Source organism: Mycolicibacterium sp. XJ879, assembly GCF_053483935.1.
Genome location: NZ_JBEFTH010000004.1, coordinates 306593 through 324146, shown reverse-complemented (window position 1 = coordinate 324146; position 17554 = coordinate 306593). Strand labels below are relative to the sequence as shown.

At 67.2% G+C, this 17554-nt stretch carries 17 protein-coding genes, 1 pseudogene and 1 riboswitch; of the genes and pseudogenes, 10 read left to right on the top strand and 8 right to left on the bottom strand.

Annotation, left to right across the window (positions count from 1 at the left end):
- The first annotated feature begins 16 nt into the window (after positions 1-16).
- A complete protein-coding gene (locus ABQF13_RS12080) occupies positions 17-334 on the top strand; it encodes a DMT family transporter (protein WP_448392972.1) in 318 nt (105 codons plus the stop codon).
- On the opposite strand, the gene yhjD is transcribed toward ABQF13_RS12080, so the two are convergent.
- The 3 genes and pseudogenes from yhjD to ABQF13_RS12065 form a co-directional block, all read right to left on the bottom strand.
- Positions 331-1371 (bottom strand): inner membrane protein YhjD, encoded by a 1041-nt coding sequence (yhjD, locus tag ABQF13_RS12075; RefSeq protein ID WP_448392971.1) that lies wholly within the window; start codon positions 1369-1371, stop codon positions 331-333. The genes ABQF13_RS12080 and yhjD overlap by 4 nt on opposite strands.
- Positions 1372-1386: 15 nt before the next feature.
- Positions 1387-2415, bottom strand: coding sequence for a tryptophan--tRNA ligase (gene trpS / locus ABQF13_RS12070; RefSeq protein WP_448392970.1), 1029 nt, complete (start codon positions 2413-2415; stop codon positions 1387-1389).
- A gap of 69 nt (positions 2416-2484) precedes the next feature.
- Positions 2485-3029: pseudogene (locus ABQF13_RS12065) on the bottom strand (exodeoxyribonuclease III).
- Positions 3030-3088: 59 nt separating this feature from the next.
- Here ABQF13_RS12065 and ABQF13_RS12060 point away from each other — a divergent pair.
- Complete coding sequence (locus ABQF13_RS12060; protein ID WP_448392969.1) at positions 3089-3925, top strand: epoxide hydrolase EphH; 837 nt, start codon at positions 3089-3091, stop codon at positions 3923-3925.
- On the opposite strand, the gene ABQF13_RS12055 is transcribed toward ABQF13_RS12060, so the two are convergent.
- Entirely contained in the window at positions 3922-6177 is a 2256-nt protein-coding gene (locus ABQF13_RS12055; RefSeq protein ID WP_448392968.1) for an NADP-dependent isocitrate dehydrogenase, read from the bottom strand. The two genes, ABQF13_RS12060 and ABQF13_RS12055, sit on opposite strands and share 4 nt — an antisense overlap.
- Before the next feature lie 148 nt (positions 6178-6325).
- Positions 6326-6447, top strand: a riboswitch (SAM riboswitch).
- A 94-nt stretch (positions 6448-6541) separates the two neighbouring features.
- Between ABQF13_RS12055 and ABQF13_RS12050 the strand changes: the two genes are divergently transcribed.
- The 5 genes from ABQF13_RS12050 (at position 6542) to ABQF13_RS12030 (ending at position 10866) form a co-directional block, all read left to right on the top strand.
- Positions 6542-7897 carry a bifunctional o-acetylhomoserine/o-acetylserine sulfhydrylase gene (locus ABQF13_RS12050; protein WP_448392967.1) on the top strand — a complete coding sequence of 452 codons (1356 nt, stop codon included), beginning with the start codon at positions 6542-6544 and terminating at the stop codon, positions 7895-7897.
- Entirely contained in the window at positions 7897-9018 is a 1122-nt protein-coding gene (gene metX, locus ABQF13_RS12045) for a homoserine O-acetyltransferase MetX (protein WP_448392966.1), read from the top strand. Before ABQF13_RS12050 ends, metX begins: the two co-directional genes overlap by 1 nt.
- Positions 9019-9037: 19 nt before the next feature.
- On the top strand, positions 9038-9769 hold the full coding sequence (locus ABQF13_RS12040) for a class I SAM-dependent methyltransferase (RefSeq protein ID WP_448392965.1): 732 nt from the start codon (positions 9038-9040) through the stop codon (positions 9767-9769).
- An 82-nt stretch (positions 9770-9851) separates the two neighbouring features.
- Positions 9852-10208 (top strand): type II toxin-antitoxin system prevent-host-death family antitoxin, encoded by a 357-nt coding sequence (locus ABQF13_RS12035; protein ID WP_448392964.1) that lies wholly within the window; start codon positions 9852-9854, stop codon positions 10206-10208.
- A 13-nt stretch (positions 10209-10221) separates the two neighbouring features.
- On the top strand, positions 10222-10866 hold the full coding sequence (locus ABQF13_RS12030; RefSeq protein ID WP_448392963.1) for an ATPase: 645 nt from the start codon (positions 10222-10224) through the stop codon (positions 10864-10866).
- A 71-nt stretch (positions 10867-10937) separates the two neighbouring features.
- Here ABQF13_RS12030 and ABQF13_RS12025 read toward each other — a convergent pair whose 3' ends face one another.
- Both ABQF13_RS12025 and ABQF13_RS12020 read right to left on the bottom strand, forming a co-directional pair.
- Complete coding sequence (locus ABQF13_RS12025) at positions 10938-11231, bottom strand: DUF3017 domain-containing protein (RefSeq protein WP_448392962.1); 294 nt, start codon at positions 11229-11231, stop codon at positions 10938-10940.
- On the bottom strand, positions 11228-12085 hold the full coding sequence (locus ABQF13_RS12020; protein ID WP_448393140.1) for a bifunctional methylenetetrahydrofolate dehydrogenase/methenyltetrahydrofolate cyclohydrolase: 858 nt from the start codon (positions 12083-12085) through the stop codon (positions 11228-11230). Before ABQF13_RS12020 ends, ABQF13_RS12025 begins: the two co-directional genes overlap by 4 nt.
- A 27-nt stretch (positions 12086-12112) precedes the next feature.
- On the opposite strand from ABQF13_RS12020, the gene ABQF13_RS12015 reads away from it, so the two are divergent.
- Complete coding sequence (locus ABQF13_RS12015) at positions 12113-13333, top strand: NADH:flavin oxidoreductase (RefSeq protein ID WP_448392961.1); 1221 nt, start codon at positions 12113-12115, stop codon at positions 13331-13333.
- Between the two features lie 4 nt (positions 13334-13337).
- Here ABQF13_RS12015 and ABQF13_RS12010 read toward each other — a convergent pair whose 3' ends face one another.
- The gene (locus ABQF13_RS12010; protein ID WP_448392960.1) at positions 13338-13769 is read right to left on the bottom strand and encodes a hypothetical protein; all 432 of its coding nucleotides are present in this window, start codon (positions 13767-13769) and stop codon (positions 13338-13340) included.
- 62 nt (positions 13770-13831) lie between these two features.
- Positions 13832-14395, bottom strand: coding sequence for a TetR/AcrR family transcriptional regulator (locus ABQF13_RS12005; protein WP_448392959.1), 564 nt, complete (start codon positions 14393-14395; stop codon positions 13832-13834).
- 20 nt (positions 14396-14415) lie between these two features.
- Between ABQF13_RS12005 and ABQF13_RS12000 the strand changes: the two genes are divergently transcribed.
- Together ABQF13_RS12000 and ABQF13_RS11995 are read left to right on the top strand one after the other, a co-directional pair.
- On the top strand, positions 14416-14817 hold the full coding sequence (locus ABQF13_RS12000) for a nuclear transport factor 2 family protein (protein ID WP_448392958.1): 402 nt from the start codon (positions 14416-14418) through the stop codon (positions 14815-14817).
- A gap of 21 nt (positions 14818-14838) precedes the next feature.
- The gene (locus ABQF13_RS11995) at positions 14839-17487 is read left to right on the top strand and encodes an FHA domain-containing protein (protein ID WP_448392957.1); all 2649 of its coding nucleotides are present in this window, start codon (positions 14839-14841) and stop codon (positions 17485-17487) included.
- The last annotated feature ends 67 nt before the right edge of the window (positions 17488-17554 follow it).

Below are 17554 nucleotides of genomic sequence, written 5' to 3'. Positions count from 1 at the left end.
TTGCTAACGTCGTGTCATGGCGTGGGTCATCCTCATCGTGTCCGGTGCGTTCGAAGCGGTGTGGGCCGTCGCGCTGAGCAAATCCGAGGGGTTCAGCCGACCGGCGCCTGTCGCGATATTTGTTGTGGCGCTTATCATTTCGATGGGAGGTCTGGGCATCGCGCTACGCGACCTGCCAGTCGGCACCGGCTACGCGGTGTGGGTCGGCGTCGGCGCCTCCCTTGCCGTCGTCTACTCGCTGGCCACCGGGGCCGAGAGCACGACGCCGATCAAAGTCGCCCTCTTGCTGGGCGTCGTGGGGTGCATCGTCGGCCTGCAGCTCGTCAGCGACTAGCGGCGGATCATCCGCGAAAGTCCCAGGGCCCCAAGAGCTCCCAATGCGACCGCGGTCAATGCGCCGCCCGCCCCCAGACCTTCGCGGACCTGCACGCGCGGAATGATCAACGCGCGACCAGGCGGCAACACGGGTGCGGGTGCCATGTTCTCTTTGGCCGTCGCCGCCCACGCCGTCGCGAACAAGATCAGCCGCGCGGTGATGTAGGCGAACACCATCAACCCCAGCACCGGACCGAACGTAGCCCCCGCCGGGCCGGTGACCACAGAGCGCAGATAGATAGTGGCCACCTGTTTGAACACCTCGAAACCCACCGCCACCAGCAACCCGGCCCGCATCGCGCTGCGTAAGCTCACCGGCTCCCGTGGCAGCCGGGCGATGATCCAGGTGTACAGCAGCCAGCTGATCAGCAGCGAAGTCAGTATGGAGACGACCCGCAACGCCACGCCGACACCCGGAACATCCTCGAGCCCAACCCATTCGAGCACTTTTCTCATCGGTCCGGAATTGCCCAGCGCGGTCAGCGCGACGGTGACGGCAATGGCGACGAAGAGCCCGAGGATCGCCAAGAGGTCTGATGCCTTGGTGCGCAGGAACCCCTTGGACCCCTGCCGGGCAAGACCCCACATCTGGCTGAGCGCCTCACGCAGGTTCGCCATCCAGCCCAGGCCAGCCCACGCCGCGGTGGCCAGGCCGATGATGCCGACCGACGTACGCGAGGCGATCGCCGACTCCATCAAATCGACCAACTGGTCGCCGACATCGCCGGACACTGCCGCCCGGATCCGGTCTTCGACCTCGGCGAACAAGTCGGGCTGGCTGGCCAAGACGAAGCCGCCGACCGCGAATCCCACCATCAGCATGGGGAACAGCGCGAAGACGGTGAAGTAGGTGATGCCCGCCGCGTAGAAGTCGCCCTTGCTGTCCCGATAGCGCTCCTGCGCGCGCATGACGTGGTCAAACCACGTGTACCGGGTGCGCATCCGGTCAATGACGCCAGGTTTGTCCGACTCGGTGGGCGTGTCTGGCTCGGTCATCGACTATCTCCCGGCTCAACGGCGGGCCGGCAAGAACCCCAGCTGGTCGTATACCCGCTGCAATGTCTTCGCAGACACCTCGCCGGCCCGTTGCGCCCCGGCGGCCAGCACCGATTCCAGTTCGGTCGGATCGGCGAGAAGCTCGTCGACGCGGGCCTTGAGCGGCGTGACGAATTCGACGACGGCATCGGCGGTGTCGGACTTCAGATCGCCGTATCCGCGCCCGGCGTAGCCGTCGACGAGCTTGTCGACGTCGGCGCCGGTGATCGCCGACTGGATGGTCAGCAGGTTGGAGACGCCCGGCTTGACGTCCGGGTCGTAGCGCACGTCGCGCTCGCTGTCGGTGACAGCGGAGCGAATCTTCTTGGCTGAAACCTTCGGGTCGTCGAGCAGGTTGATCAGCCCGGCCTCGGTGGCGGCCGACTTGCTCATCTTGGCGGTCGGATCGGTCAGGTCGTAGATCTTGGCGGTGGCCTTCTGGATCAACACATCCGGGATGACGAACGTATCGGGGAAACGTGCGTTGAACCGTTGTGCGACATCGCGTGCCAGCTCGAGATGCTGGCGCTGATCCTCACCGACCGGCACCAGGTCGGTGTCGTAGAGCAACACGTCGGCGGCCATCAGCACCGGATAGGTGAACAGCCCGACGGTGGTGGCCTCGGCACCCTGCCGCTGCGACTTGTCCTTGAACTGCGTCATCCGCGATGCCTGGCCAAAACCGGTGAAACATCCCAGCGCCCAGGCCAGTTCGGTGTGCGCGGGCACGTGGCTCTGCACGAAGATCGTCGAGCGGGCCGGGTCGATACCCAACGCAAGGTACTGCGCGGCGACGGCGAGCGTGCGCCTGCGCAGCTGTTCGGGGTCCTGCGGGATGGTGATGGCGTGCAGGTCGACGACGCAGAAGAACGCATCGTAGTCGTCCTGCATGCCCACCCACTGTCTGATCGCGCCGAGGGCATTGCCCAGGTGCAGGGAGTCGGAGGTGGGTTGCACGCCGGAGAAGACGGTCTTCTCCCGCGCGCCGGCGCGGTCGTTGCTCATGGTGGCCCGATCATTTCACACCGTCCGAACGTGGGTTTGGGCGTGCGATGGCCCCGCGCTCGTCGTGAGTTAACCGCGGTATTCGACGGTCACGGGCGCGTGGTCGGACCAGCGCAGCTCGTAGGCCGTCGCGCGCTCCACGCGGGCGGTCACGGCGTGGTTGGCCAGCGACCTGGTCGCCAACTGGTAGTCGATGCGCGGCCGGCGTCGTTGTCGAACGCCCGACCGCGCCACGACCACCATGAATACGGGCCGGCCACGTCGGGGTGCAGCGCACGCACCACGTCGACCCAGCCCGACGCCAACAGCTCGGTGAGCCATTGCCGCTCGCTGCGCAGAAAGCCCGACTTCTTGAGGTTGCCCTTCCAGTTCTTGATGTCGTTCTCGGTGTGCGCGATGTTCCAGTCGCCCCATACCACCGCATCGCGGTCGGCGAGCTCGGCCATCCGCTTGGCCAACGCCGTGGCCAACTGGTCGTCGTCGGCGCGGGTCTCCTGCAGGCACACCACGTCGGCGGCGGTGTCGGCAAGTCAGGCCAGCAGCCCGAGGTTGTCTGCTGAGCGTTGCCGTACCGCGGCGCGAATCCCGTTGACGTTGATGGTGCTGACGATCACGCACAGACCATAGCCTCGAAGCTTGCAGTACCGCCGGTAACGCCTTTAGTGTCGGCAAGATGACTCTGCGCGACCCGATACACCTCGGCTCCGGTGAACCGATGCTTTTGCTACATCCCTTCATGATGTCGCAGAGCGTGTGGAAAGACGTCGCACCGATGATTGCCGACACCGGCCGCTACGAGGTGTGCGCGCCCACCATGCCCGGTCACAACGGCGGGGTTAAGGGCCGCAACTTCCTCGACACCGTTGAGCTCGCTGACGATATGGAACGGCGCATGGACGCCCTGGGCTGGGACACCGCCCACATCGTCGGCAACTCCCTGGGCGGGTGGGTGGCGTTCGAGTTGGAGCGCCGTGGCAGGGCCCGCACCCTCACCGGGATCGCGCCCGCGGGCGGCTGGAGCCGGTTCACCCCGGCCAAGTTCGAGATCGTGTTCAAGTTCGTCGCCGGGCTTCCGGTCTGGTTGGGCGCCAAGGTCCTGGGGTCGCGCGCGCTGCGTCTGCCGTTCGTGCGCCAGCTGGCCTACGTGCCGGTCAGCGCCGACCCGAGCGGGCTGTCCGACGAGGACCTGTTGGTCATCATCGACGATGTCACCCACTGCCCGGCCTATTACCAGCTGCTGATCAAGTCGCTGTTGCTGCCGGGACTGCGCGAACTGGCCGAGGGCAGCGCGCCCACCCACCTGGTGATCTGTGAAAAGGACCGGGTGCTGCCACATCCGCGCTTCACCCGGCATTTCACCACGCATTTGCCGCAGAGCACCGAGATCACCCACCTCGACGGCGTCGGGCACATCCCGATGTTCGAGGCGCCTCAGCGCGTCGCCGACGTGATCGTCGGGTTCGTCGACCGCTACATCACGCGGCCGCCGCGCGAGGCGCTCGGCGGTTAACCCTTCGTCACCGGGGCCTCGGTCGCGGCCTCGAGCACCGAGTTCAGCGTCTTGCTCGGCCGCATCACCGCGGTGGTCTTCTCCGCGTCCGGATAGTAGTAGCCGCCGATGTCGACCGACTTGCCTTGCACCTCAACAAGTTCGGTGATGATGCTGTCTTCGTTCTTGGCCAGCTCGTCGGCCAGCGCGGTGAACCGTTCGGCCAGCTCCTTGTCCTCGTTCTGCGCGGCCAACTCCTGCGCCCAGTACAGCGCGAGGTAAAACTGGCTGCCACGGTTGTCAAGTTCGCCGGTCTTGCGCGACGGGCTCTTGTTGTTGTCCAGCAGCTTGCCGATCGCGTCGTCAAGCGTCCTGCCCAGCAGTTCGGCCGTCTTGTTGTCGGTCTTGCGTCCGATGTCCTCGAAACACGCACCCAGCGCGAGGTATTCGCCCAGCGAATCCCACCGCAGGTGGTTTTCCTCGACCAGCTGGTGTACGTGTTTGGGCGCCGAACCGCCCGCCCCGGTTTCGTACATACCGCCACCGGCCATCAGCGGCACGATCGACAGCATCTTGGCGCTGGTGCCCAGCTCCAGGATCGGGAACAGGTCGGTCAGATAGTCGCGCAGGATGTTGCCGGTGACGGCGATGGTGTCCTGGCCGCGGATCAGCCGTTCGAGCGTGTACCGCATGGCCCAGACCTGCGGCATGATCTGGATGTGCAGGCCCTCGGTGTCGTGGTCCTTCAGGTAGGCCTTCACCTTCTTGCGCAACTCGACTTCGTGCGGACGCTCGGTGTCCAGCCAGAACAACGCGGTCATACCCGACGCCCGCGCCCGCGTGACGGCCAGCTTCACCCAGTCGCGGATCGCGGCGTCCTTGACCACGGGCATGCGCCAGATGTCGCCGGTCTCGACGTTCTGCGTCAGCAGCACCTCGCCGGTGTCGATGTCGACGATGTCGGCGACGCCGTCCTCGGGGATCTCGAACGTCTTGTCGTGGCTGCCGTACTCCTCGGCCTTCTGCGCCATCAGCCCGACGTTGGGGACGGTGCCCATCGTCGTCGGGTCGAACTGGCCGTGGGTCTTACAGAAGTTGATCATCTCCTGGTAGATCCGGGAGAACGTGGACTCCGGGTTCACCGCCTTGGTGTCCTTGGTCCGGCCGTCGGCGCCGTACATCTTGCCGCCCAGCCGGATCATCGCCGGCATCGACGCGTCGACGATGACATCGGACGGTGAGTGGAAGTTGGTGATCCCGCGGGCCGAGTCGACCATGGCCAGTTCCGGCCGGGTCTCGTGGCAGCGGTGGATGTCCTCGATGATCTCCTCGCGCTGCGAGGCCGGCAGCGATTCGATCTTGGCGTAGAGATCCGACATCCCGTTGTTGACGTTGACGCCGAGTTCGTCGAACAGCTTCTGGTGCTTGGCAAACGCGTCTTTGTAGAACACCTTCACCGCGTGCCCGAAGACGATGGGGTGGCTGACCTTCATCATCGTCGCCTTGACGTGCAGGGAGAACATCACCCCGGTCTCGTAGGCGTCCTGGATTTGTTCCTCGTAGAACTCGATGAGCGCCTTTTTGCTCATGAACATGCTGTCGATGATGTCGCCCTCGTCCAGCGCGACCTCGGGCTTGAGCACCAACGTTTCCCCGCCCTTGGTGTTGAGCACCATCTTGACCGTGCGCGCCCGATCCAGCGTCATCGATTTCTCGCCTGCGTAGAAGTCGCCCTTGCGCATGGTCGCGACGTGGGTGCGCGAGGCCTGCGACCACTCTCCCATGCTGTGCGGATGCTTGCGCGCGAACTCCTTGACCGCCTTGGGGGCGCGCCGGTCCGAGTTTCCTTCCCGCAGAACAGGGTTCACGGCGCTGCCCAGGACCTTGGCGTAGCGGTCCCTGATCGTCTTCTCTTCGTCGGTCTTGGGGTCGCCGGGATAGTCCGGTACCGCGTACCCCTTGGTCTGCAGTTCCTTGATGGCGGCCAGCAACTGCGGCACCGATGCGCTGATGTTGGGCAGCTTGACGATGTTGGTGTCCGGCTCCTGGGTGAGCTTCCCGAGCTCGCCGAGGTTGTCGGGCACCCGCTGGTCTTCGCTGAGGTGGTCGCCGAACTCAGCCAGAATGCGGGCCGCCACCGAGATGTCACTGGTCTTGATCTCGATGCCGGCAGGCTCGGCAAAGGTGCGGATTATCGGCAGGAACGCGTAGGTCGCAAGCAGCGGCGCCTCGTCGGTCAGCGTGTAGATGATGGTTGGCTGCTGGGCACTCATGATCTCTCTTCCGGGCGGCACTATCGGTATCGGCAGATGAAACGTCGCACGACCAGTATCTCGTTGACGTCGACGCTACGCGTGCCCACCTCCGCCGCAACGACTACCTGCTGGCACTTCTTCGCCGCAATGGGATAAACTTCAGCTTGGTCATGAGCGCCAGCGTCAAGCCCCGGCTTGCTGGCCGGCAACCCTCCAACCGCGGTGGGGTGCCCCGGGTGATGACCAGGTTGAGTACCCACTGGCGAGTGGTACCGGCAAGCGCGGGTCCGTTGTGACGGGCCCCCAGAGAGACAGGTGGAGGTCCGGCGTGCGTGAGTGTCGCTGAACTTCGACCCCGGCCACATCACAACAGGAGAATCCCTTGAGCACCGACAACCAGTTGGACGATCCCACCGCCCGGTGGGCATTTGAGACGAAACAGGTTCACGCCGGCCAGACGCCCGACCCAGGAACCAACGCGCGGGCGTTGCCGATCTACCAGACCACCAGCTACACGTTCGACAGCACCGACCACGCCGCCGCGCTGTTCGGGCTGGCCGAGCCCGGCAACATCTACACCCGGATCATGAACCCGACGACCGACGTCGTCGAACAGCGCATCGCGGCGCTGGAAGGTGGCGTCGCAGCGCTGTTCCTGGCGTCCGGTCAGGCCGCGTCGACGTTCTCGCTTCTCAACATCGCCGACGCCGGTGACCACATCGTGTCCAGCCCACGGCTCTACGGGGGCACCTACAACCTGTTCCACTACTCGCTGCCCAAGCTGGGCATCGAGGTCAGCTTCGTCGAGGACCCCGACGACCTCGACTCGTGGCGCGCCGCGGCGCGGCCCAACACCAAGGCGTTTTTCGCCGAGACGATCTCCAACCCCCAAATCGACGTCCTCGACGTGCCATCGGTGGCTGCGGTGGCTCATGACCACGGGGTGCCGCTGATCGTCGACAACACCATCGCCACCCCGTTCCTGCTTCAGCCGATCAGCCACGGCGCCGACATCGTCGTGCACTCGGCCACCAAGTACCTCGGCGGGCACGGCACGGCGATCGCGGGCGTCATCGTCGACGGCGGCACCTTCGACTGGACCAACGGCAACTTCCCCGGGTTCACCACACCAGATCCCAGCTACCACGGCGTCGTGTACGCCGACCTCGGCGCGCCCGCGTTCGCGCTCAAGGCCCGGGTACAGCTGCTGCGCGACCTCGGTTCCGCGGCTTCCCCGTTCAACGCGTTCCTCATCGCCCAAGGCCTGGAGACGCTGAGCCTGCGCGTCGAACGTCACGTCGCCAACGCCCAGCGTGTGGCCGAATACCTGGCCGGACACGACGATGTGCTGTCGGTGAACTACGCCGGGCTGCCCAGCTCGCCGTGGCACGAGCTGGCAAACAAGCTGACCCCCAAGGGAACCGGCGCGGTGCTGGCGTTCGAGCTGGCCGGCGGCGTGGATGCCGGAAAGGCGTTCGTCAACGCGCTGACCCTGCACAGCCACGTCGCCAACATCGGCGACGTGCGGTCGCTGGTGATCCACCCGGCGTCGACCACCCACGCGCAGCTGTCCCCCAAGGAGCAGCTGGCCACCGGCGTCACGCCGGGACTGGTGCGGTTGGCGGTCGGCATCGAAGGCATCGACGACATCCTGGCCGACCTCGAGCAGGGTTTCGCCGCCGCCAAACCGTTCTCCACCGCCGGGCCGACGGACCCGAAGACCACGGCGGCGTTCTGATGACGATCACTGACGTGGCAACCCCGACTCTGCCCGCCGAAGGGGAAATCGGCGTCGTCGACATCGGGCCGCTGACGCTGGAGTGCGGCGTCGTCCTCGACGACGTGCAGATCGCCGTGCAACGTTGGGGCGAGCTGTCGCCCGAGCGCGACAACGTGGTGATGGTGCTGCACGCGCTGACCGGCGATTCGCACATCACCGGCCCCGCCGGACCCGACCACCCGACCGCCGGCTGGTGGGACGGGATCGCCGGGCCGGGCGCCGCGATCGACACCGATCGGTGGTGCGCGGTGGCTACCAATGTGCTGGGCGGGTGCCGCGGTTCGACGGGCCCCAGCTCGCAGCATCCCGACGGAAAGCCATGGGGCTCCCGGTTTCCCCACGTGACCGTGCGTGATCAGGTCGAGGCCGACATTGCCGCGCTCAAGGCGCTGGGCATCACCGAGGTCGCCGCGGTGATCGGCGGCTCGTTGGGCGGGGCGCGCGCGCTGGAATGGATGGTCGGGCATCCCGACAAGGTCCGCTCTGCGCTGCTGCTTGCTATCGGCGCACGCGCCACCGCCGATCAGATCGGCACCCAGAGCACCCAGGTGGCCGCCATCAAGGCCGATCCGAACTGGCACGGCGGCAATTACTACGGCACCGAAACCTCACCCGACGTCGGCATGAGCCTTGCCCGGCGCATCGCGCACCTGACGTATCGGGGTGAGGTCGAACTCGACAACCGCTTCGCCAACGATGCGCAGGGCGCCGAGGATCCGCGCGCCGGCGGCCGCTACGCGGTGCAGAGCTACCTCGAGTATCAGGGCGACAAGCTGGTCGCGCGCTTTGACGCGGGCACCTACGTGGCGCTGACCGAATCGCTGTCCAGCCACGACGTCGGTCGCGGCCGCGGCGGTGTCGAGGCGGCGCTGCGCGGCTGTGCGGTGCCGGCCGTGGTCGGCGGGATCACGTCGGACCGGCTCTATCCGCTGCGGCTGCAGGAGGAACTGGCTGCGCTGTTGCCCAACTGCGCTGGGCTGCAGGTCATCGACTCGATCTACGGCCACGACGGCTTCCTGGTGGAGATGGACGCAGTGGGCAAGCTGATCCGCCAGACGTTGGAGCTGGCCTCCAGATGACCCCCGAAATGACGGTGCGGTGACCCGCTCGGATCAGCAGCCTTCGCTGTCGTTCGGTGCGGAAGCTGCGGCATACGAGCGCGGCAGGCCGTCGTATCCGCCGGAGGCCATCGACTGGCTGCTGCCCCGCGATGCGCGCGACGTGCTGGATCTGGGTGCTGGTACGGGCAAGCTGACCACCCGGCTGGTGGAACGCGGACTGACCGTCGTGGCCGTCGACCCCATCCCGGAAATGCTCGAGCTGCTGAGCAATTCGCTGCCCGACACACCGGCGCTGCTGGGCACGGCGGAGGAGATTCCGCTACCCGACAACAGCGTCGACGCGGTGCTCGTCGCACAGGCCTGGCATTGGTTCGACCCGCAGCGCGCGGTCAAAGAGGTGTCGCGGGTGCTGCGCCCGGGCGGCCGGCTCGGGCTGGTGTGGAACACCCGCGACGAGCGGATGGGCTGGGTAAAGGAACTCGGCCGCATCATCGGCCATGAACACGACCCGACCGGTGCCGACGTGACCTTGCCCGAGCCGTTCACCGATGTGCAGCGCCACCAGGTGGAGTGGACGAATTACCTGACGCCGCAAGCCCTCATCGACCTGGTCGCCTCGCGCAGCTACTGCATCACCTCACCCGAGCAGGTGCGCGTCAAAACGCTGGACCGGGTGCGCGAACTGCTGGCCACCCACCCCGCGCTGGCCAACGCGAACGGGTTGCCGCTGCCGTATGTCACCGTGTGCATCCGCGCCACGCTGTCCTGACGCGCCGACGCGCCGCGACGGACGTTCGCGCCGTGATTCTGCGCGAAACGCACAGTTTGGCCAAAAGGGCTAGTATGGGCATATGGCTCCACTGACTTACCGCAACCGCGATGGCGAGCTAGTCGACATCCCGAACGTCCCAGCTAGTCGATTCAAGAACGAGTTCGGCGCGATTCTCGAACAAGCGGCTCTCGCAGGTGCGGTCGCTGTCACCAAGCACAACGCGACGAAGGTAGTGGTGCTGTCGCTTGCGGAATTCGAGGCGCTGGCGAAGTCGCGGCTACCTTCTCTCGAAGGTCTGACGGACGAGTTCGACACACTGCTTGAGCGCATGCAGACGCCTGAATCCAGGGCGGCGATGGCTGCGGCATTCAAGGCCACGCCGAAACAACTCGGCCAGGCGGCGGTGAAGGCGGCACGCGCCGAGGGCAAGCAGTAGGCGTTCGCCATTCATGGCCGGTCGCCGTCCCCAGCTGCAAGTCATTGCCGGCGTGAACGGCGCCGGAAAGAGCAGCATCATCGGTGCGGCGATCCGGGGCTTCGGTGGCAACTACTACAACCCCGATGAGGCGGCGCGCGCGCTGGTGGCGGCGAATCCGGGCCTGGACCAAGCCGAAGCAAATGCGGCAGCGTGGCTCCATGGTAAGGACGAGCTGGAGACGGCGATCGATAACGGCCTCGATTTCGCATTCGAGACCACCCTCGGCGCAAACACCATGCCGCGCAAGATCGAGGAAGCGGCAGCAGCCGGATACGAAGTGCGAATCTGGTTCGTCGGACTCAGCAGCGCCGAACTACACATCGCACGAGTGCACTTGCGCGTCAGCAAGGGCGGACACCCCATTCCCGAAGATGACATCCGACGTCGCTACGAACACAGTCGGCTCAACTTGATACACCTGCTGCCCGCGCTTACCGAACTGCGAGTCTTCGACAACTCCGCCGACGCTGATCCCGCCACGGGTCAAGCACCGGAGCCGTTAGAGGTGTTGCATGTCGAGGACGGACAAATCGTGGGGCCACCCGACCTGTCGGCGACACCCGAGTGGGCTAAGCCGATCGTGGCAGCGGCATTGAAGCAATCCCGCCCAAACTGAACCCGCCGAGTGGTCGGTTATGGCACGCGAAACCGCGAATACGTTGCCCAAGCGGGCCACTCGAGGGCGGGTTAACTCGTGCCCAGCGGATCGATGGTCCAGGCGATGTAGAGCATCGCCGCGCTGACCATCGCGGTCGTTACGAAGTCGATCGGCTTGCTGCGCACCGCCAACAGCCCGGCGCGTTCGTCGGGAAGAAGTAACCGCAGCACCGCGGCGGCGCCCACCCCGATCGCGATGACCAATGCGCCGCGGCGCCAGTACCCCGTCACCACAAGCCCGAACGCCGCGACGAACACCAGGCCCACCAACCAGATCGGCCACTGCCCGGCGAACACCTTGCGGGCGAACTCCTTGAGGGTCACGTCCCGGCAAGGGCTTCCGCGCGTTCCACCACGTTCGTCAGCAGGAACGCGCGGGTGAGCGGGCCGACGCCGCCAGGGTTGGGCGAGACGTGCCCGGCGACCTCCCACACGTCAGGCGCCACATCGCCGACGAGCTTGCCGTTGTCGTCGCGGCTGACACCGACGTCGACGACGGCGGCTCCGGCGCGCACCATCTCGCCCGTCACCATGTGCGGCACCCCGGCGGCCGCGACGATGATGTCGGCCTGCCGGGTCAGCGCGGCCAGATCGCGGGTGCCGGTGTGGCACAACGTGACCGTGGCGTTCTCCGAACGCCGCGTCAACAGCAGACCCAGCGGCCGGCCCACCGTGACACCGCGCCCGATCACCACCACATGCGCACCGGCGATCGGTACGTCGTAGCGCCGCAGCAGGTGCACGATGCCGCGCGGGGTGCACGGCAGCGGCGCGGGCTCGTTGAGCACCAGCCGACCCAGGTTCGTCGGGTGCAGACCGTCGGCGTCCTTACCCGGGTTCACCCGCTCCAGCGCGGCGTTCTCGTTGAGGTGCTTGGGCAGCGGCAGCTGCACGATGTAGCCGGTGCACTCCGGGTTGGCGTTGAGCTCATCGATGGTCGCGTCGAGGGTGGCCTGGCTGGTGTCGGCGGTCAGATCGCGGCGGATCGAGTTGATGCCGACCTTCGCGCAGTCGGAGTGCTTGCCCCGCACGTAGGCGTGCGAACCGGGGTCATCGCCCACCAACACCGTGCCGAGCCCGGGCGTGCGCCCGGCCGCGGTCAGGGCCGCCACCCGTTCGGCGAGGTCGACGAAGATCTCGTCGCGCGTGGCCTTACCGTCAAGCGTTATCGCACCCACGTGGGTCATTGTGGCAGGCTTCCATCCATGGACACTCCCCGGAATGTGTTCACCCCGGCCAAGCTCGGCCCGGTGACACTGCGCAACCGGATTATCAAGGCGGCGACCTTTGAGGCGTGCACACCCAATGCGCTCGTCACCGACGACCTGATCACCTACCACCGGCTGCCTGCCGCCGGCGGCGTCGGCATGACGACCGTGGCGTATCTGGCGGTGGCGCCGGGTGGGCGCACCGAGGGCAGGCAGATCTGGTGGCGCCCCGAGGCGATCTCTGGACTGCGCAGGCTCACCGACGCGATCCACGCCGAGGGTGCGGCGATCAGCGCACAGATCGGCCACGCCGGGCCAGTGGCCGACGCCCGCTCCAACAAGGCGAAGGCCTACGCGCCGGTGCGGTTTTTCAACCCGCTGGCGATGCGGTTCGCGAGGAAGGCCACCCGCGACGACATCGACGACATCATGGCCGCACACGCCAACGCCGCCCGGATGGCGATCGACGCCGGCTTCGATGCGATCGAGATCCACCTCGGCCACAACTACTTCGCCAGCTCCTTCCTCAGCCCGCTGATCAACCGGCGCACCGACGAATTCGGTGGCTCGCTAAAGAACCGGGCCAAGGTGGCGCGCGGCACCGTACTGGCGGTGCGCCGCGCGGTGGAGGCCGCGGGCAACCCGATCGCGGTTACCGCAAAGCTCAACATGTCCGACGGCGTGCGCGGCGGCATCCCGATGGAGGAGTCGTTGCAGACCGCCAAGTGGCTCGAGGAGGACGGCGGCCTCGACGCCATCGAGCTCACCGCGGGCAGTTCCCTGGTCAACCCGATGTATCTGTTCCGCGGCGGCGCCCCCGTCAAGGAGTTCGCCGGCGCGTTCAAACCGCCGCTGCGCTGGGGCATCCGGATGACCGGCAACAAGTTCTTCCGCGAGTACCCCTACCGCGAGACGTATCTGCTGCGCGACGCCAAACAGTTCCGCGCCGAGCTGAAGATGCCGCTGATCCTGCTCGGCGGCATCACCAACCGCGAGTCCATGGACCTGGCGATGGCCGAGGGGTTCGACTTCGTCGCGATGGGACGCGCACTTTTGGCCGAGCCCGATCTGATCAACCGGATCCAGGCCGACGGGGACAAGCACTCCGTGTTCTCGGCGTGTAACCACTGCAACAAGTGCATGGCCACGATCTACAGCCAGACGCACTGTGTGGTGACCGGCTCGCCCGATTACACCGCGGTGCGTACGCCGGGCTGACCGGCTACTGCGACGGCGGCTGCACCGCCGCCATCGGCGGCGTCTGGAAGTGCAGCATCGGTTCGTCGCGCACCCAGTCGTCGGTCTTGATGACGAGTTGTTCGGTGGTGACGGTGTAGGTGGCGCCGTCTTTCTGCGCGAAGAACTCGCCGGGCACGGTGGGTTCGGCGACGACGACGAGCACCGCGTCGTCGTTCAGCCGGGCACCGCGGTATTCGTAGTGGCCGTCCGGCACCAGGCAGATCGCGACGAGCGATTGGGCGGTGCGCCCGAAGCTGACCGCCGCGTCCGGCGCGTCACAGCGCACCTTGGTGCCGACGAAGCCGCGGTCGTCGGTGGGATACGACGGCTGCGCCGCGGCTGTCGGGGTAAGCAGCGCCGTCACCAGGCCCACGCCCGCCGCACCGGCGAGGATCAGTGGCGCCCTGGACACCATGCCCAAGTGTGACCACGAACCGCCGGGGATATCAGCACGACTCGCCGTGTGACCGCGACATTTCAGTCGGCAGATATCAGCGCGCGGGCGCAATCGGACACGATGGCCTCCGCGCCGGCCGGTATCGGCCGCCCGGCCCGCAGGTGACGCCGCACGACCGCGTACGGGATGTCGATCACGGCGGCGTTCACCCGGTCGGCGTCGGCGGGCATCGCGGTGAGCAGCCGTCGCAACCCGCGGTGCAGCCGTCGTCGGTGCGCCGTCAGCTCACCGGGCCACTCGGCGGCCCCCAACGCCTCGGCGCCTGCGAGCAGCACATGGGCCTCAGGGCGATGCTCACGGCACCACTGCACGGTGAACCGCGCGCCGGCGACGCAGCGCTGCTGGGAGTCCGACGGGTCGGAGACCGCCGCCAGGAAACCGGACAGGAAGCGTTCCTCGGTGCGCATCCACAGCGCGCCGCACAACGCCGCACGGGTGGCAAACCGGTGATATAGCGAGCCGCTCGGCGCTCCCACCGCCCGTGCGACGGCCGACATCGTCACCGCGGCGGGACCGTCGTCAGCCACCAGTGCCGCGGCGGCGTCGAGGAGTTGATCGACGGTGTATCTGGCGGGCCGGGCCATCGACCCACTATAATAGAGAGATGCCTCTAATTGATCCGGCGGCACCCGCGAGGCGGCTGTACGCCGCGCTGGGCCACGCCGACGGCGAGGCGCTGTTCGCACTGCTCACCGACGACTTCGTCGGCACGGTCAGCACCGGCATGCCGCACGACGTGGGTGGTGAGCACCGCGGTGCGGCCGACATGATCGTCAACGTGTGGGGCCGCATCGCCGCGCACTACGACATGCACGTCGACCCGGCCGAGTTTCTGCCCGTCGACGAGAACCGGGTGGTGGTCACCGGCCGCTACTGGGGTCCGGCCCGCGACGGCGGCACCGCCGTGGACGCGGCTTTCGCCCACATCATCACCACCCGCGGCGATCAGGTGGCGGCCCTGCAGCAGATCACCGACACCGCGCGGTGGCGCATTCCCACGCACTGACCACCCGTTACAGTTGTCGCGATGTCAAATGTCGCCGGCCACCCGGCTCCGCCGAGCTGGGGGTCTCCACCTGCGCTGACGGTCCGGTACGACGGTTCGACCCGCACGTTCGCGCCGGGCAACGACGTCGTCGTCGGCCGCGATCTGCGCGCCGACGTGCGTATCGCCCATCCGCTGATCTCGCGGGCGCACCTGGTGCTGCGGTTCGATCAGGGCCGCTGGGTGGCCATCGACAACGGCAGCCTCAACGGGATGTTCGTCAACAACCGGCGCATTCCCACCGCCGATATCACCGACGGGCTGAACGTCAACATCGGCAACCCCGACGGGCCCCGGCTGACCTTCGAGGTCGGTCGCCACCAGGGCGCCGCGGGCCGCACCCCCACCACGGCACTGCCCGTCGCCACCCAGCGCACCTCCTCGGCACCTCAGCCGGCACCTCAGCCGGCACCGCCGCCGAGCGCGTCGCGGCCCCAACCGAGGTATCCGACGGCGCCGCCGCCCCCGCGCTATCCGACCGGCCCGCAAGCCCATGCCAGCGGCCCGGGCACCTACCCGCCGAGCACCTCGCAACCGGTGCGTCCGGCGCCCACGCCTCAACCGATGTCGTCGCCTTCGCTGGAATCGGCGACGGTGATGGGACCGACGGCGGCGCCGCGCTCCAGCGAGGGCAACCTCGCGACGAGCATGCTGAGGATCCTGCGGCCGGGCAAGCCCGCCGACGCCGGGATGCCCGGCGCCATCAAGATCGGCCGCGCCACCGACAACGACATCGTCGTGCCCGATGTGCTCGCCTCGCGCCACCACGCCACGCTGGTGCCCACTGCGGGCGGCACCGAGATCCGCGACAACCGCAGCATCAACGGCACCTTCGTCAACGGCACCCGGGTCGAGGTGGCGGTGCTGAACGACGGCGACACCGTCACGATCGGCAACATCGACCTGGTGTTCTCGGGTGGCACGCTGGTCCGTCGCACCGAGACCGAGGCGGCCACCCGCACCGGCGGGCTCGAGGTGCACGGCGTCACGTGGACCATCGAGAACAACAAGACGCTGCTGGACAACATCTCGATCGCCGCGCGCCCGGGCACGCTGACGGCGGTGATCGGCCCGTCGGGCGCAGGCAAGTCGACGTTCGCGCGGTTGGTGGCCGGCTACACCCATCCGACGTCGGGCACCGTGACCTTCGAGGGCCACAACATCCACGCCGAGTACGCCTCACTGCGCTCCCGGATCGGCATGGTGCCCCAGGACGACGTGGTGCACGGTCAGCTGACCGTCAACCAGGCGCTGATGTATGCCGCCGAACTGCGGCTGCCGCCCGACACCACCAAGGAAGACCGGGAACAGGTCGTCGCGCAGGTGCTCGAGGAACTCGAGATGACCCGCCACGCCGACACCCGCGTCGACAAGCTGTCGGGCGGGCAGCGCAAGCGCGCCTCGGTGGCGCTCGAACTGCTCACCGGCCCGTCGCTGCTGATCTTGGACGAGCCGACGTCGGGTCTGGACCCGGCGCTGGACCGCCAGGTCATGACCATGCTGCGCCAGCTCGCCGACGCCGGGCGTGTGGTGCTGGTGGTCACTCACTCGCTGACCTACCTCGACGTGTGCGATCAAGTGCTGCTGCTGGCCCCCGGCGGCAAGACGGCGTTCTACGGGCCGCCGAGCCAGATCGGCCCGTCCATGGGCACCACAAACTGGGCCGACATCTTCAGCGCGGTCGCCAACGACCCGGACACCGCCAACCAGAAGTTTCTGGCCCAGCACGGCCCGCCGCCGCCACCGCCGCCGACCGAGCAGCCCTCCGACCTCGGTAACCCGACACGCACCAGCGTGCGGCGCCAGTTCTCGACGATCGCGCGGCGCCAGGTGCGGCTGGTGATCTCGGACCGCGGTTACTTCGCCTTCCTGATGTTGCTGCCGTTCATCATGGGCGTGTTGTCGCTGTCGGTGCCCGGCGATGTCGGCTTCGGGGTGCCCGTCCCGGCGATCGAGGGCGGCGCGGCGCCCAACGAGCCCGGCCAAATCCTGGTCATGCTCAACGTCGGTGCCATCTTCATGGGCACCGCGCTGACGATCCGCGCGCTGATCGGTGAACGCGCGATCTACCGCCGGGAGCAGGCGGTCGGATTGTCAACGACGGCATATCTGTTGGCGAAGATGTTCGTGTTCACAATCTTCGCGGTAGTGCAGTCGGCCATCGTCACCTCGATCGCGATCATCGGTAAGGGTTGGGGCCCAGGCGCGGTGGAGCGCGGCGCGTTGCTTAGCAACCGCAGCGTGGAATTGTTCATCGACATCGCGGTGACCACGGTGGCCGCGGCGATGGTCGGGCTGGCGCTCTCGGCGTTGGCGAAGTCCAACGAACAGATCATGCCCCTGCTGGTGGTGGCGATCATGTCGCAGCTGGTGTTCTCCGGCGGCATGATCCCGGTGACCGACCGCATCGTGCTCGACCAGATGTCGTGGTTCACCCCGGCGCGGTGGGGCTTTGCGGCATCGGCCTCGACGATCGACCTGATTCGGCTGGTGCCCGGGCCGCTGACCCCCGACGACCGGCACTGGCAACATTCGCCCGGCACCTGGCTGTTCGATATGGCCATGCTGGCCGCGATCAGCATCGGGTACGCGTCGTTCGTACGCTGGAAGATCCGGCTGAAAGGCGCCTGATCACCGAAAATCGCACACAACGCGACGACGGTGTTAGCGTGAAACCTTCACATAGCCCGGAAGGTGT

Excerpts from the sequence above, each read along its gene's own strand:
- ABQF13_RS12080 (WP_448392972.1), top strand. The coding sequence starts at position 17 with ATGGCGTGGGTCATCCTCATCGTGTCCGGTGCGTTCGAAGCGGTGTGG.
- yhjD (WP_448392971.1), bottom strand. The coding sequence starts at position 1,371 with ATGACCGAGCCAGACACGCCCACCGAGTCGGACAAACCTGGCGTCATT.
- trpS (WP_448392970.1), bottom strand. The coding sequence starts at position 2,415 with ATGAGCAACGACCGCGCCGGCGCGCGGGAGAAGACCGTCTTCTCCGGC.
- ABQF13_RS12060 (WP_448392969.1), top strand. The coding sequence starts at position 3,089 with ATGACTCTGCGCGACCCGATACACCTCGGCTCCGGTGAACCGATGCTT.
- ABQF13_RS12055 (WP_448392968.1), bottom strand. The coding sequence starts at position 6,177 with ATGAGTGCCCAGCAGCCAACCATCATCTACACGCTGACCGACGAGGCG.
- metX (WP_448392966.1), top strand. The coding sequence starts at position 7,897 with ATGACGATCACTGACGTGGCAACCCCGACTCTGCCCGCCGAAGGGGAA.
- ABQF13_RS12035 (WP_448392964.1), top strand. The coding sequence starts at position 9,852 with ATGGCTCCACTGACTTACCGCAACCGCGATGGCGAGCTAGTCGACATC.
- ABQF13_RS12030 (WP_448392963.1), top strand. The coding sequence starts at position 10,222 with ATGGCCGGTCGCCGTCCCCAGCTGCAAGTCATTGCCGGCGTGAACGGC.
- ABQF13_RS12015 (WP_448392961.1), top strand. The coding sequence starts at position 12,113 with ATGGACACTCCCCGGAATGTGTTCACCCCGGCCAAGCTCGGCCCGGTG.
- ABQF13_RS12010 (WP_448392960.1), bottom strand. The coding sequence starts at position 13,769 with ATGGTGTCCAGGGCGCCACTGATCCTCGCCGGTGCGGCGGGCGTGGGC.
- ABQF13_RS12005 (WP_448392959.1), bottom strand. The coding sequence starts at position 14,395 with ATGGCCCGGCCCGCCAGATACACCGTCGATCAACTCCTCGACGCCGCC.
- ABQF13_RS12000 (WP_448392958.1), top strand. The coding sequence starts at position 14,416 with ATGCCTCTAATTGATCCGGCGGCACCCGCGAGGCGGCTGTACGCCGCG.
- ABQF13_RS11995 (WP_448392957.1), top strand. The coding sequence starts at position 14,839 with ATGTCAAATGTCGCCGGCCACCCGGCTCCGCCGAGCTGGGGGTCTCCA.